The sequence below is a fragment of the Metabacillus fastidiosus NBRC 101226 genome, assembly GCF_001591625.1.
Classification (GTDB): Bacteria; Bacillota; Bacilli; order Bacillales; family Bacillaceae; genus Metabacillus; species Metabacillus fastidiosus.
Window position 1 is genome coordinate 32,254 of the sequence record NZ_BCVG01000022.1, and the last position, 13,632, is coordinate 45,885.

General features: G+C 32.9%; 18 protein-coding genes and 1 pseudogene. 1 reads left to right on the top strand and 18 read right to left on the bottom strand.

Features of this window, described 5'->3' with window-relative positions; all coding sequences use genetic code 11:
* Positions 1 to 180 precede the first annotated feature (180 nt).
* The 4 genes and pseudogenes from BFA01S_RS23735 to BFA01S_RS08235 all read right to left on the bottom strand — a co-directional run.
* Positions 181 to 309 (bottom strand): annotated as a pseudogene (locus BFA01S_RS23735) (stage II sporulation protein P); the annotation flags it as partial.
* A 623-nt stretch (positions 310 to 932) separates the two neighbouring features.
* Positions 933 to 1,589 carry a zf-HC2 domain-containing protein gene (locus BFA01S_RS08225; protein WP_066228236.1) on the bottom strand — a complete coding sequence of 219 codons (657 nt, stop codon included), beginning with the start codon at positions 1,587 to 1,589 and terminating at the stop codon, positions 933 to 935.
* Complete coding sequence (locus BFA01S_RS08230) at positions 1,576 to 2,067, bottom strand: RNA polymerase sigma factor (protein WP_066228240.1); 492 nt, start codon at positions 2,065 to 2,067, stop codon at positions 1,576 to 1,578. Before BFA01S_RS08230 ends, BFA01S_RS08225 begins: the two co-directional genes overlap by 14 nt.
* A gap of 532 nt (positions 2,068 to 2,599) precedes the next feature.
* Positions 2,600 to 2,866, bottom strand: a complete 267-nt coding sequence (locus tag BFA01S_RS08235; RefSeq protein ID WP_066228243.1) for a hypothetical protein — start codon at positions 2,864 to 2,866, stop codon at positions 2,600 to 2,602.
* A 271-nt stretch (positions 2,867 to 3,137) separates the two neighbouring features.
* On the opposite strand from BFA01S_RS08235, the gene BFA01S_RS22785 reads away from it, so the two are divergent.
* Positions 3,138 to 3,287 carry a hypothetical protein gene (locus BFA01S_RS22785; protein WP_169800448.1) on the top strand — a complete coding sequence of 50 codons (150 nt, stop codon included), beginning with the start codon at positions 3,138 to 3,140 and terminating at the stop codon, positions 3,285 to 3,287.
* A 191-nt stretch (positions 3,288 to 3,478) separates the two neighbouring features.
* On the opposite strand, the gene BFA01S_RS08240 is transcribed toward BFA01S_RS22785, so the two are convergent.
* The 14 genes from BFA01S_RS08240 to BFA01S_RS08300 all read right to left on the bottom strand — a co-directional run.
* Entirely contained in the window at positions 3,479 to 4,291 is an 813-nt protein-coding gene (locus BFA01S_RS08240; protein WP_066228246.1) for a hypothetical protein, read from the bottom strand.
* 228 nt (positions 4,292 to 4,519) lie between these two features.
* Positions 4,520 to 5,185 (bottom strand): peptidoglycan recognition protein family protein, encoded by a 666-nt coding sequence (locus tag BFA01S_RS08245; RefSeq protein ID WP_066228248.1) that lies wholly within the window; start codon positions 5,183 to 5,185, stop codon positions 4,520 to 4,522.
* A gap of 44 nt (positions 5,186 to 5,229) precedes the next feature.
* Positions 5,230 to 5,451: a BhlA/UviB family holin-like peptide gene (locus BFA01S_RS08250; RefSeq protein ID WP_066228254.1), complete on the bottom strand. Its 222-nt coding sequence runs from the start codon at positions 5,449 to 5,451 to the stop codon at positions 5,230 to 5,232.
* 70 nt (positions 5,452 to 5,521) lie between these two features.
* Positions 5,522 to 6,427 (bottom strand): hypothetical protein, encoded by a 906-nt coding sequence (locus tag BFA01S_RS08255; protein WP_066228259.1) that lies wholly within the window; start codon positions 6,425 to 6,427, stop codon positions 5,522 to 5,524.
* Positions 6,428 to 6,600: 173 nt separating this feature from the next.
* A complete protein-coding gene (locus tag BFA01S_RS08260; protein WP_066228262.1) occupies positions 6,601 to 7,140 on the bottom strand; it encodes a hypothetical protein in 540 nt (179 codons plus the stop codon).
* Positions 7,141 to 7,307: 167 nt separating this feature from the next.
* On the bottom strand, positions 7,308 to 7,868 hold the full coding sequence (locus BFA01S_RS08265) for a hypothetical protein (RefSeq protein ID WP_066228264.1): 561 nt from the start codon (positions 7,866 to 7,868) through the stop codon (positions 7,308 to 7,310).
* A gap of 261 nt (positions 7,869 to 8,129) precedes the next feature.
* A complete protein-coding gene (locus tag BFA01S_RS08270; protein ID WP_169800449.1) occupies positions 8,130 to 8,471 on the bottom strand; it encodes a hypothetical protein in 342 nt (113 codons plus the stop codon).
* A gap of 481 nt (positions 8,472 to 8,952) precedes the next feature.
* Positions 8,953 to 9,783 (bottom strand): hypothetical protein, encoded by an 831-nt coding sequence (locus BFA01S_RS08275; RefSeq protein ID WP_066228269.1) that lies wholly within the window; start codon positions 9,781 to 9,783, stop codon positions 8,953 to 8,955.
* 15 nt (positions 9,784 to 9,798) lie between these two features.
* Positions 9,799 to 10,152, bottom strand: coding sequence for an Ig-like domain-containing protein (locus tag BFA01S_RS08280; protein WP_328014430.1), 354 nt, complete (start codon positions 10,150 to 10,152; stop codon positions 9,799 to 9,801).
* Positions 10,153 to 10,375: 223 nt separating this feature from the next.
* Positions 10,376 to 11,560 carry a siphovirus ReqiPepy6 Gp37-like family protein gene (locus BFA01S_RS08285; RefSeq protein WP_066228273.1) on the bottom strand — a complete coding sequence of 395 codons (1,185 nt, stop codon included), beginning with the start codon at positions 11,558 to 11,560 and terminating at the stop codon, positions 10,376 to 10,378.
* 150 nt (positions 11,561 to 11,710) lie between these two features.
* Entirely contained in the window at positions 11,711 to 11,815 is a 105-nt protein-coding gene (locus BFA01S_RS23420; RefSeq protein ID WP_268874836.1) for a CD1375 family protein, read from the bottom strand.
* Entirely contained in the window at positions 11,812 to 12,114 is a 303-nt protein-coding gene (locus BFA01S_RS08290) for a hypothetical protein (protein WP_066228275.1), read from the bottom strand. Before BFA01S_RS08290 ends, BFA01S_RS23420 begins: the two co-directional genes overlap by 4 nt.
* Positions 12,115 to 12,128: 14 nt before the next feature.
* Positions 12,129 to 13,040 carry a hypothetical protein gene (locus BFA01S_RS08295; RefSeq protein WP_066228277.1) on the bottom strand — a complete coding sequence of 304 codons (912 nt, stop codon included), beginning with the start codon at positions 13,038 to 13,040 and terminating at the stop codon, positions 12,129 to 12,131.
* Positions 13,041 to 13,043: 3 nt separating this feature from the next.
* The coding region (locus BFA01S_RS08300) for a phage distal tail protein (protein ID WP_066228280.1) at positions 13,044 to 13,632 on the bottom strand (589 nt) is incomplete at its 5' end.

Consider the following 13,632-nt stretch of genomic DNA (forward strand, 5'->3'; position numbering starts at 1 on the left):
TTGGTGAAGCTAATCATAGTGCTACTTCGTCTCCAATCATATCCTATAAACAAGCAATGTTTTTTCTCCATTGCTTGTACCTTCTCAAAATTAATTCAGACATTAAGCCAAAGCTAATTAAACTTTAAATTCCTTCAACAGTTTTCCGATAAGAATTACTAAACACTCACGCAAATACTTCTATTGAATTTTATAATTCCGATAGAAGATCCCTCTGCTAATCCTAAGATATTTTTCTTGAAGTACCAAATGGATTTCTTTAGCTAGATGTAAATTTTCTTCACAATTCTCAGGTTCTTTAGCTACAACAAAAAATAATCTATTGCATTATTTACTATTTATTGTATTTTATAAAAAGTTCGATCATTTTTATAACCATTATTATTCAAAATCATCTAACAAATATATCCATAAGATATGTTACTATATTAAAATAACTTAGATGAATTGATACTACAGGAATAAAACTATTCTTTTACTCCCAGTAAAGATAATTTTTCCCCTTTCACACCCCGCTACATCACACGTTTAAACATCTTCTCCATCTCATACGTCGAATAATAGGTAAAGAAAATAGCGAAAAACAAAAGGTAACAAACATTGATCTATCAAGCTTTTATCAATCAGTCTAAAATTAAGCAAAATGAGAATATGAACAGAAGTGGGCAAGAAGTGGGCAAAAAGTGGGCAACAGTGTTTTGCCCACTTTCTCATTTCCTAATAATTCAATCTCTTCTATTTTGGAAAAAGGTATTGTTTTTTAGTAAATGGCTCTCCCCTACTTCTTTTAAATTAGCCTAATTAAATCTCAATATACTAATTAAGATAAATTTTAGGAAATTCAATTCATGAGATTTCCTTTATTCTTATTAAACTAAAGCACCCGTTACTTTAAGTACAATACTTCACAATCTTTTTTATTTACTTCCTATTTACCTCTCCCAAATCAACGTCATTTGTTGTAAAAGTTCTTCCCATGTTTGCTCTTTTTCTTTGGTTACTTTATCAAGATCAAAGTCCCCATAGTAAACTGCATCAACAGTTTCACTATCTATTAACTCTAATCGTTCAGGTCCAATTCTTTTATCCTCTCGTAAAAAGTTACTAGTAGGCGAATGGGCGATTGTTTTAACACAATAAATTAAGCTGATTTTTTTTACTTCCCCATCTATTTCAACTTCTAAAGGATGTGTCGAATGCGTTCCTGCATGACTTTCTCCAAAATAATTTAAAACAAGCTTTCCATCTGCCGTTTCTTCAAGCTTAAATAATTCTGCTGTATAAGGAATTGGCTTTGCGTAATAAAATATGAATGAAAATAGTGCAAACCCTATTAATGTGGTCGTTAAAACAGATCCAAAAATAAGAAGCCATTTTTTGCGATTCCATTGTTTCTTAAGCTGACTGAACAAAGTAGCTTTATTTTCAATTGGTACATAAAGCGTTCCTTTCATTTTCTCATATTCATCTCTACAATTCTCACATGTAAGTAAATGCTCATTAACTAACAATTTCGTATCATCACTTACTACCTCATCTACATAAAGTGGCAGCAAATCTTGAATGACTGTACATTTAATATCCTTCATCTTGTTTCGCCTCCATATATGCTGTTATTTTCTTCTTTGCACGGTAATACGTTACTCTAGCCCAGCCATCACTTTTTCCAAATAAATACCCAATTGTCTCAAAAGAAAGCTCACCAAATATTCGAAGGGAGAAAACTTCTTTATATGGCTCTTTCATTGCGTGTAAAAATCGATGAATCATCAGCGCTCGCTCTTCATTCATTAAATAATCTACAAGTTGGACATCTTTTTGCGCTGAATTTTCTTCAATATTTATCTCGCGTTGCTCCTTTTTGTATTGTGTAAAATATGTATTTTTAGCGATTGTGAAAAGCCATGCCTTTACATCTTTTTTGCCATCAAATTGATGAAATGATTTCAGTGCCTTAAAAAATGTCTCTTGTGTAACTTCTTCTGCTATATCCTTGTCAGCTACTAAAGACTTTGTATATAAGTAAACATCATGAAAATACGCTTGATAAATTTCCTCAAAGTTCACTTTCTCCCCTCCTTCACTTAAATAACTAACGAAATAATAAAACGTTACAAGATTTTCAAAAAATAAATAGACATATTCATTTTATCTGAATATGCCTAAGTATTAACTAAATATTTATGGTATTAGGATTTAAGCCATCAACAGCTGCTTTTGTTTTTCATTCATATGTAATTTCCCCTCATTAAAAATCGGTATAACCCATAATAATTACTACTTCTTTGTTCAACTAACCTGCCCCTTTAGTTGAATAAGATATTAAATTGACTAAATAAAGAATTTACACAACTACAATTCACATAATTCACATTATAGGTACTAAAAAAGATCTTCCATCAGAAGATCCTTTTAGTTGTTTATTAAACTAAACATTCTTTAATTTAATTTTTTCCCTCTTGCTTTTACAAGGCCCCACCATAACAACCAAGTAACACCCATAAAGATTATATCTATAATCACATTTTAGATACAAAAAGGATCTACAATTGAGAAGCTCCTTTTAGTGTTCTATTAAATTAATATATTCATAGCTAAATTACCTTATCAATTCCTTTCCTGTAATTTTGCCATCTTCAAACGTCCAAATACGATACTTTTTTTCATCTATTTCAACTATAAAGGTATATTCAGAAAACCATTCTCCCCAATGCCCAATGCTATTTACCGACTCTATCTTTGTTATTTCAGGATAGTTTTCATTCACTTTCTCTCTTATAGTATCCAACTTGGATTTAGTATATAAGTGAATTGATATGTACACCACAACTACAATAATAACAATTGAAAACAATGTTTTTTTCAATAAACCGCCTCCAAATTCAAACAATTATACTGTTTAAAAGTAGGTACTCCATATATATCGGCACATTTTTTCTGAAAATAATAATAAGTAAATGAATAGTAAAATTATATTTTTAATGCTATTTTCACTTATTTGGGATCGATAACAGCCTTTTTACATTAAAAAGAGCCTTTTTATACTATTTTAAGAGCCGAAAATCAAATTTTAACGATTTCCCTTTCTTTCTATAATTGAGTACATTTAAAGTAATTAATTATAGGAGGCCATACAAGTGTGGGAAACTCAACTATCTAATGTAGAAATCGAATTACTTTTGAAATTGTATTATGAAAATAGGTTAACGATCTGTGAGATTGAGCGAGTTGTTCCATTTAAAAGAAAAGTTATAGAGGACACAATAAGAGTTAATAAGAAAAACTAAGTCCCTCTCAAGCAAGAAGGGCTTTTATCTTATTCATAAGAGTGGGAGTGTTATTTATATACCTACATTTCACACTAACTTAAACAAAAAGTAGCCCCTTATTCAATCATAAGGAGCTCAAAGATAGAGGGGAAACTCTATCTTCATCCTTGCCAGTTTTATAAGAGTTAATACTTAAGATTTAAAACTTTTTATTCTTCCCTAGCATCACCAGCACTGAACATAAAGCCAATTTGTTCGGATCCCATTAGGTGATACTTTACATTATTTCTGACTGTTTCCTTGTCAATATTTAAAATGTCGACATTTTCATCCATCAATCCTAGATCCTCTAAAACTTTCCCTCTCTCGTCAGCTGATAAATCAAGATTGGTTGACGTTATTAACATCCCTATAGTGAGTAATATATCAGTTCCACTCTCTCTCGTTCCATCGCCTCCTGCTAACATTGATACATCTCTGACACTTCCATCAGCTTTATTAACAGTTATATTAAGCACAATATTTTCAGTTAACTTGACTTGTGCTACATCTTGAACCTCTCCCTTTTCGACTTTTAATTCATTAATACGAAAAGAGTCCATTTTGAATTCATCAGTAATTGCGTTAAATCGATCTTTAAGATCATTTGGTTTAAAACCTAGAGTTCCAGGAATCTTTTGTTTCTCTTCCTCTACTTTGGCTTCAGTTTCCTTCTCTTGTTTTTCTTGCACCTTTTGATCTATAGCTATTTTTTCAGCTTTCTCTTTTTCTAACTCTGCTTGTTTCTTAACCTCTTCCTTTTTATCTTGTTCCTCTACAATACTTTCTTTTTCATTTTCCTTCGTAGTTGTAGTACCACTAGTCGGTGTTAATATAGCACCAATAATTGTCACTATAAGTAAGGCGCCAGCAGTAGCTAGATGCTTTTTAACTTTACCATTCTCTCGAACAGCACTAACAATCGAAAGAATTATGAATACCAAAAAACCAATAAACCCCAAAAATATTAAAAACAATCCCACGAAAAATCCTCCCTACTACTTTATAAAGTATATATTATTAAAAATAAAAAGTTCCATAATTATCAGAATAACACTAAAAAGTATAATTTTACTATATAAATTCTAATCTATTAGGTTTAAATAAAATAAGCCCCTCTCAATCGAGAAGGGCTTTTAAAATAATCAATAAGGGAGAGAGTTAGTTAGTCAGTTATTATCTACCCGTTTTATAAAAGATCAAACAATAATTTATTGCTTAACCTTTAACTTTCCATTTTCAATTGCATTAACTAATCCATTCATCATTGAAATTAAAGTAATTTCAAAGTCTTTTGTAACTTTATAATCTTTTTGGATAATTCCATAGCTTGCTAAGTGATCAATCGCATTTTGAGTAGCAATAGACACTTTTACTTGTTCACTCATAGTTTGAACAACTCCCTTCACATTTGGATTCATTTCTTCTAATATATATTGTTTCAACTTGTTCATATTAAAGTTCTTCCCAGGACATGCTGTTGCATCAAAGTCTCTATGTGGAGCAACATCGTTGATTTGTAACCCTTCTTGTCGTAGTAATTGAGCAACTAGTTTTGCACCGTCCCGATACTGTGCTTCAGTTGGTACTTGCTTGTCAAAATCACCTTGGAAGCATATACCTAGCGACTGATTATTCATACCCATACCTTTACAATGTGCTCCTAAATTCCCGCCACGCCCAAGCTGCACACCTCCGTGTTTCGGGATAAAGTAGCTATATCCTATTCCATTCCAACCATTTGATTTTTGATGGTAATTATGAATCTTTTTAATCCCCCATGTTGGATGTGCTGGATGGTGAATAATGATTTTTGTAACTCGTTTCAAAGGTGTTAATGCTTTGGAAAATTTTAATCCTACATTTTCAATTTGCATTTTTATCATCCTTTCAAAATAAAAAGCCACCGATCGGCAGCTTCTTATCTATCCTCTACAATAATTTGTTTGATCTCAGAAACATCCTTTGATAAAGAAGAGAATGCTTTAGCTTGTTCTTCAATAACTGATTGGTTCTTATCAATAACTTCTTGATATTTGGTTTCGCGCTCTTTGTTATTTTTCATTGTGGAATAGAGCATCCACACGAAAAGAAGTGCATAACCGCCTTCTTTTAAAAATAAATTTAGAATTTGTTCATCCATTCGGATCACCATGCTTTCAATTAAAATAGCCCCGATTGGAATCGGGGCAAACTAATATTATTGAGCATTCTTACTTGTCATACTGAATATAATAATCAAAGTTGATATAGTATCCTCCACCAATTAGATACTTTCCATCCTCAAAACCATAAACTCTTATTGTGTTGCCAATAGGAACTTTTTTATACAGTTTCCCTTTAGTGGAATAAATATTCATTTGCTTATCTACATTATAAATAGATCCTGTATAAAATAATGTATTTTTACTTTTCTTTACATAGTAGCCTCCACCAACATCAAATGAATCATTATTTTCTTTAAAGACTTTAAGGCCTTCTCCCTTTTTCAACGTTCTGTGAACCTTACCCTTAGGATTATATAATTTGATATCTTTTTGTTTAATAAGAACTCTTCCAATATGTGAGTCTTCTATTTTTACTAATTCAGTTATGCCTCCAGCCTTTCCTACAAATAATACTTCACCAGCATTTGGTGCATAATAAGAAACCCCTCCTGGTTCAGCAATTTCTACACAATTATAAAAAGTACCAGCAGAAGTCTTAACTGTTTTATTTAAAGAGATTATTTGCTGCATCTGTCCATGTCCGAAATCCCAAGTATTCTTCTCTACTAATGGCAAACCTAATTGCTTATACCAATACCATTTCCCTTCATAAAAACTTCCCATTTTCAAACCATCTTTATCTTGAAAGAAGATACTCTTAATTGACACTATCTCCCCTTCATCTTTAAAAGCCCATATATCTTTTTTATCTGTCTTACCTATAAAACTAGCAGTTGAATAAAATCTCTTGTTATCATCTCTAGAATAAGAAACATACGTATAAATTTTATTGGTATTCATTAAAAAACTAGGTGGAGATGCACTAGAAGCATAACTCGGTGAGACCGGTATAATAACGCTAAGTATCAGAGTAAATAATAGTGCAACCTTCAATATTTTTTTAGTTTTCAAGACATATTCTCCTTTTAGTAATTTTATATCATTCACCCTTATATATTAGCAAAATATCCCTTAATTGTAATTATATCCAGAGAAGATATTAGAAAAATAGCCCCGATCGGTTCGGAGCAAAACTGAGGTCATGATGTAAAAAGGACATACCAAAAGGTATGTCCCTGTGCAGGTCATTTATTTTTTAGTTTTACTAATTCTTGAATATAGCCACTTTTCGTTTCAATGTATACCAATCCAATTCCTTTAGCATAATAAAATGTTGCATAACCACCTCCATCTACAGCAATACAATTTTTGAAAGTTCCTGCTTTAGTTTTAATTGTTTTACTTGTAGAAGTTATCTTAATGGTCACCCCATCAGCATCTTTCCATTTGTTACCTTTCTTAACTGGGTAAGGTATGTAATCATACCATAGAACATCATCATAATCGCTGTCTTTAGTTCCAATTCTCAACCCATTTTTATCCTCTTCCCATACTTCATAGGTCTCACCAATCAACCATAGATCTCCTTTTTTATACTTCTTTACATATTTCGCAGTATAAGTTTCATCAGTCCCCTCAGGACCAGAATAGTGATAAGTATAGACTTTTTTCGGATTTAATTTATAACTGGTGTAACTTGCTGCTTCTGTCGTTGATGTTGAAAAGGATGTAAATACGCTTAAGATAAGTGCAAATGCAAGAACAAACTTAAATAAATTTTTCAAATCTCTCTCCCTTTAGATAATATTAACTAAATAAGTATATCAAAATATCCCTTAATTGTAATTATTATAGAGAAAAAGACATAAAAATAACACTCTTGGTATGGGACATTACTAAGTTCATAAATGCATAAAAAAGGATATACCTAAAAGGTACATCCTCATGTAGATTATTTATCTTTTAATTCCATTAGTGTAAGACCAGTTATTGTTTTACCTTTAGTATCCTTATTTTTACGTGTTTGTAAAATCAACCCTACATTAGGAGCATAAAAGGATGTATAGTATCCATACCCTTTTACAGTATCTCTCATTTCTATTACATTCTTAAAAGTTCCAGCCGGTGTTTTAAGAGTCCAATTTACAGCCCTAATTTCAGTAGTTATATTCCCGTCTTTCCAACTCTTTCCCTTTTTCACGGGATAAGCTAAGATTTTTTCATCATTAACATATAATCCTTCTTTTGTTTCATGTTCCCCAAAACCAAAACCTTCTAGAACTGAATCTTCAGGAATAGTGCTCCAGTAATTGTAGCCATCTTCCTTCTTCCAGAATTCCAGAGTGTACGAAGTTGCTGTCTTATCAGAAGCAGCACCTTGTTTGTACGTGTACATCTTCTTAGTATTCTTTAAGTAACTAGTTTGTTTTGCCGCTTCTGTTGAATTAGATAAAGGCAATGTAACACTAAGAGCTAGTACAAATACTAAAAATAATTTCACAAAGTTTTTCAAAGTTCCTCTCTCCTTTTGAAATATTAACCATTATATTTTAACAGAATATTCATGAAATGTATTTATTTATGAATAAAAGGACATAAAAATAACCATCTCAGTACAGGGCATTTCTAAAGTCATGAAGGCATTAAAAAATACATGTGCTTAAAGTAGTGCATGTGTCATGTTTCTATTTATATGTGCTGTAAATCATCTTCCTGATACGAAATAAAAGTGTAAGAAAAAAACCCACCTAGGAAGGTGAGATTTAACTAAAATTCAGTTAGAAGCAGAAATAATACTGATATTGTTAGCGCGATAATATCCAACAGGATTCATATCTGTATCTAAAAACACTACTACGATATCATAATTACCTGGTGGCTTAGTAGCTCCTAGTTGACGATAATACACCTGATCATTAATTGTAGATCCACTAGAAATATTTTTCATAAACTTATAGATTACTTCATTCGAAACATTTGTACTACTCAAGTAAGAATTTGTTGTTAATTTCGATGCTGTTGCAGGAATGTTGGAATCGATAGAAGTTCTATTGATAGTAATATTGTAGGCTGGGTATTCATCACCTAATACTGTTACTCCTCCAGTTACTTCCATCAGCATAGTATTAACATTCTTAACCATATCAGCAATTTCTATAGCAGAATCTAAATCACCATCAATTGCATCGACAATAGCAACACGATATGCTCCTAGATTATTAGTATCTACTATAACTCCATTAATTCCAGTAATCGCTATAGCAATATCCGATACATCAATATCACTTGCATCACCAGTAGTTTGTACAATATTTTCTATTTTGTTTATAGCCTCTTGCTGTGGTGTTAAGCTATTCTCGTCTTATACCTTCTCTATCTCTCAGATTTATAACGAGCCTTCACCATGCAGGCGACTTTCATCGCACACGGCGATCCGTCAGCAGTAGTTCTCTAAAACTTATTTCCTCAAAAGAATTATAGTTCATAAGTCCTAATGATTACAATATATTTTTAAAGACTAAAATAAAAAAACCTCACTAATCGAACAGTGAGGTCAAAAAATGATTGATTAAAACACTTCATCATTTTTAAAATTTTCAGAGTGCTAGTTTATACAGCCTTAACTCTTTAAAATCAACTATATAATCTGCAGTTTTTTTATGAAGTATTTTAAGCAAAGGTGTATTGTCTCCATGTACTGTAAATGTAATATATCTAATGTCTGATTCTTCACATTGCATTCTCAAAGACGTTCCAAAAAGAGAGATACTTCGTGCCATATTCCAAAATTGTTCTTTTACAAATAAATTATCATACATCAGTATATTTTCACTTGCTAATTCCGTTATACACCAACCAATGACCTGTCCTTTATACCTGAGTACAAGACTGTTTCTTCCTATTGTCTGGTATTGAAACGGATCAAAACGATCTGGATACCATATATTTTTACCCTGTTTTATTTCCTCTTTTTCCTGACTCGTTAACGTTGTCAAATTGTCAATTGAAAAATCAGTATTTAAATGGTTTGTTCTAATCCATTGATCCGTATCCATTTTTACTCCGTCAAATAGGAAAATCTGTTGACTGGTTTTCAGGTTCCAATTTAGCGTCGAGATTGCTTGTTCAATAGTACTTATCTTTCCTAAGTTACCCATCGTTTTATGGGAAATAGTTAAGTAGATAGTATTCAGCCGCTTTTCAATAGCTATTTGTTCCATGTTTTTAAAAAATAAGTTGCATAATAAAAAATTATCTGGTTCATAAATATCTAAATCGTTGATTTCTCCCTCTGAATCAACAATTAACAGCGTACATTTTCCTTTTACCTCACCCTCTATTTGCAACTCTAGCTGGGAAGCTTCTCCGCTATCTTGGGTTAGCAACGGGGTTGATATCAACATCACATTACGTTGGACAAAATCCATATCATTTTATCTCCATTATTCTGCAGGTATCACATTTTGATTCGCAAGTTTATTTCCAACGAGATCAGTTACATCTTTACTTCCACCTTGAGCATAACTTAAATTACTGACACTTACTTTTTGGTTATACTGTAATGTGATGTATTCGTCATCAACATCAGTGTCAATAACCCCATCTACTCTCTGAGTAGAAAAAGACGTAGCTCCTACGGTACCAGAGAAGCCACCAGTATCTATTGCCGTAATAGTAAAGCTGCTTGCATTTACTGTATTATCTTTGATTTTTTCTGAAAATTTGAGCTGCACCTTATCAAAGTTTCCAGAACCATTTCTGATTAGTTTCGCTTCAACAATTGTTGGTGGTGTTATATCTGCTACGCTATTCCTGTCTTATACCAGTTATCTGTAAACTATGGCTTTCAATCAGGCCTTCACCGTACAGGCGACTTTCATCGCATACGGCGATCCGTCAGTGTTAGTACTTTTTTCTTATTTCCCCATTCGGTAGAATAATTGAAAAATTCCGAAATGTAAACATTAATTTCTATAAATGGATATAAAAATAATCCCCACTATTCAACAGTATCTTCTTTTATCTTCTAACCTCTCCACTTATTTGAGAAAGCTCCTGTTTAATTTTCTGAATCAAAGTCGGTCTATTGTTCCCGAAAACAGCTTCAATCCTAAATCCGGTTTGTTCATAAATTTCCTTAATTTCAGTAATACGAGTATCAAGTGTTACTCCCCAATCTTTACTTTGCACCGTGACGATATCGCCTAGCTTATAATCTCTTTCATATATAAACGGACTATTTGTAAGAACCTGCCCTTCCAAGTACTCCTCTTGTAAAAATTCCTGCAACTTCTGCTGCCCTCGATCTGTTAAATCTTGAATAATGTCAGCTTCTGAACGAGGAACTTTTTCAGTCACTTTATTACCTTCTAAATCTGTTGTTTCTACATCTATTTCTTCTTCAATATCACGAGCATCAATAAATAATTCATGACGGCTAAGCCCTGATTGATTTCCTAACTCAATGACTCTACGATCAACCCCTTCACCCTGGCCGGCTACATATGCGATATTTTTATAATTCATTTCACTCTCTGTATAATGAAGTGATTTAAGTGACTCAAACTGTGGACTAAAAATAACTGGGGGATTAGTAGATTGATTGACTGTTAAATTTCTACCTTCAGACACATCCAAACCCCATTTTTTCTGGTGAATATCTAAATAAACATCCCAACCTAATCCGGTAGCAAGTGATATTTCTACCATTTCTTCCGCAAGGTTTTTATAACGTGATTGCCATAAAATACTCGTCCCTCGGTTCTGGTTAATAGCTAAAATTAATTCTGGAATTTTCCGTTTTAGATCAACTGGGTTAATAATATTCCTATCCATATAATGTTTCATAACCGTTTCAGCATTACCCTGCTTGTTATCATAAGCAGGGTGATTAGGTGGTATAGTAATTCTTTGAGCAACTACTGCTTTTAAAGCAAATCCTTTGATGAGCCAATTCTCCGTAATTTTTCCGTTTTCATCTAACTCAATTTCCCGATGTTTTATTTGAAAAACTTTATTTAGCTGTGAACCGACTAATATAATATTTCCTTTTAATAGTTTTTCTGCGTGTTTCTTATAGCGATTGATACGAAGCTCAATCTCCCCAACTCCATGCCAGCGACGAATAAAAAACATAGATTCATAATTGTCGATTTCAGCAAGAATATCTATTGTTGCAGATAGAATTCGAATAGGTTTTTTCATGATATATCCCCTATTTTAGACATAAAAAAAGTGCTCTTACTCAGCGATGTATACTTAGTCTATAATTTTTCCCTCCTGACTATTATCAACCAAGCGTTGTAATAGTACGATTAGCAATTTCAATTTCAACTTCACTACGAATCGGTAAGTCTACACCACCGATTTTTTTATTTCTGGCACATCATTGATTTCTGTACGCTCTGCCATGACTAAAACCGCATACGACTCTACTAATTTTTTTTGGATAATATTCATATTAATTCAACCTCCATTAGTATAGTTAGTATTTTAATTTCAAATTCGGCATTCTCAATTTCAGTAATGCTCGGGATAAGCAATTCTAAAAGAGCTTCTTCATCAAATTCTGCTTGCGTTTTATCTTCAATCCATTCAGTTCCAGTCCACTTCGGTCGATAAAAGTTCGGTTGTGGAAGTTGGGCTGTAATAAGATGCTCTAACTCTTCCTCTATTGGGGTTCCCTCATCGTCAACTTCAATGAGGTAATATTCAACAATCAATCCACTTTCATCTACATCATATGCATGCACCTTCATGATTTCTTTCCTCCTTAATCGGCAGTTCTAAAAGATAGTTCTACTGATATTCCACCCGTGGCTGGAGTATAGATAGTAACTGCACCTGTAGTGGATATTGTCATTTCATTTATTACATAATTAGGGCTTACCCAAGTAATAAAATATCTAGTCTCAATATTCTTGGGTCTATAACCTACAGGTAGGGTACACAAAACCGCAGATCCCATTGTTGTTATTTTATTAAATTTTCCACCTATATGGACGACCCCAAAGGAATCTTTGTAGTAAAAACACCCATTTCCAGAGGAAGCAAACCCTGCTTGATAAGGAAGTGATATACCATTTTCTTGTGTTTTGTCAGCCTTCAAATTATTCATCTGTTCAACCTTGTTAACTAATGCCTCTAACCCTGTATCATCGAAGTTAGGCAGAATCTTACTTCCTGCATACGGACAAATAATATCTTTCCCTCTCTCATTTGTAACATTATTTATAGAAATAAAAGTTTGACCACCTATCACCTTCACTTGTGCTAATGATATTTCATAAAGATTAGGCGTTTGTGTCAAAGTAGGAGCAACAGGGCTAGCGCTTGATATTCCCTTTTTAATGAAAGCTTTTACATACCGAGCTTCTGTACTTAAGTCCATTCTTACCACAATACGATCAATACGACTATTACCTAACGTCTCAGTATCATGCGTTAGAAGTAGTAATGAATCATTTTCATAAAAACGTCCTAATAAAAAGGCGATATCCGTATCAATTGTAGTCACCATGTTACTTCCTGTTGCTGTAACTTTTAATTCATTTCCTGAACCTTTCATTAAACCTGTCGTCACCAGTGCAGCAAAATAATTCGTAAACTCTTGAGCATTATACTCCCTGTCATACTGTCCATTTTGATCTTGAACAGGATCAAAAAAACTAAATTTTTCAGCCAATAATCACACCCCCAAATATTTATTTCGATACTCTATATAGACCTCTGGTTGCCCTCCATCAGTAATAAAAGAAAAACGATTTTCTCCAACATTAAGCATAAAAAAAGACGACTCAAGATCGATGTAACTGAAAGCATTTTGTTCCACACCGTCTGGAGCGACTATTTTCACTTCTTTATTACCGAACTCTGTATTGATGACTAAACTATAGTTCAGTGGAATGGATCGATTTACTTTGATAAATTCTCCGGTTGTTAAGTTAGTGATTTTAGGATTAATAGATTCGCCACAGAATGTAACTTTTATCGGAGTAGGCACATCACCTTTATTCACTAGCTCGCGAGAATCTCCCCGGCTGGCAAATCTAACTGGAAATTTAAAAGGAAATCTAAAGTTTCCTACGAAGTCCTCTAATTTATAGTTTTCAGGAGTTATGTCTTCCCAAAAAGGAGAAGGACAAATTAAATTAATTAATCCCTTTTGAATCGTTTCTGTTCTTGGACCGTCAGGATAGATAGGAACCGACTCTGCAATAGCTTTATTTTCTCTTACTAAATGATCATTTTCATAACGCAGTGTGCCTAACCCTAGC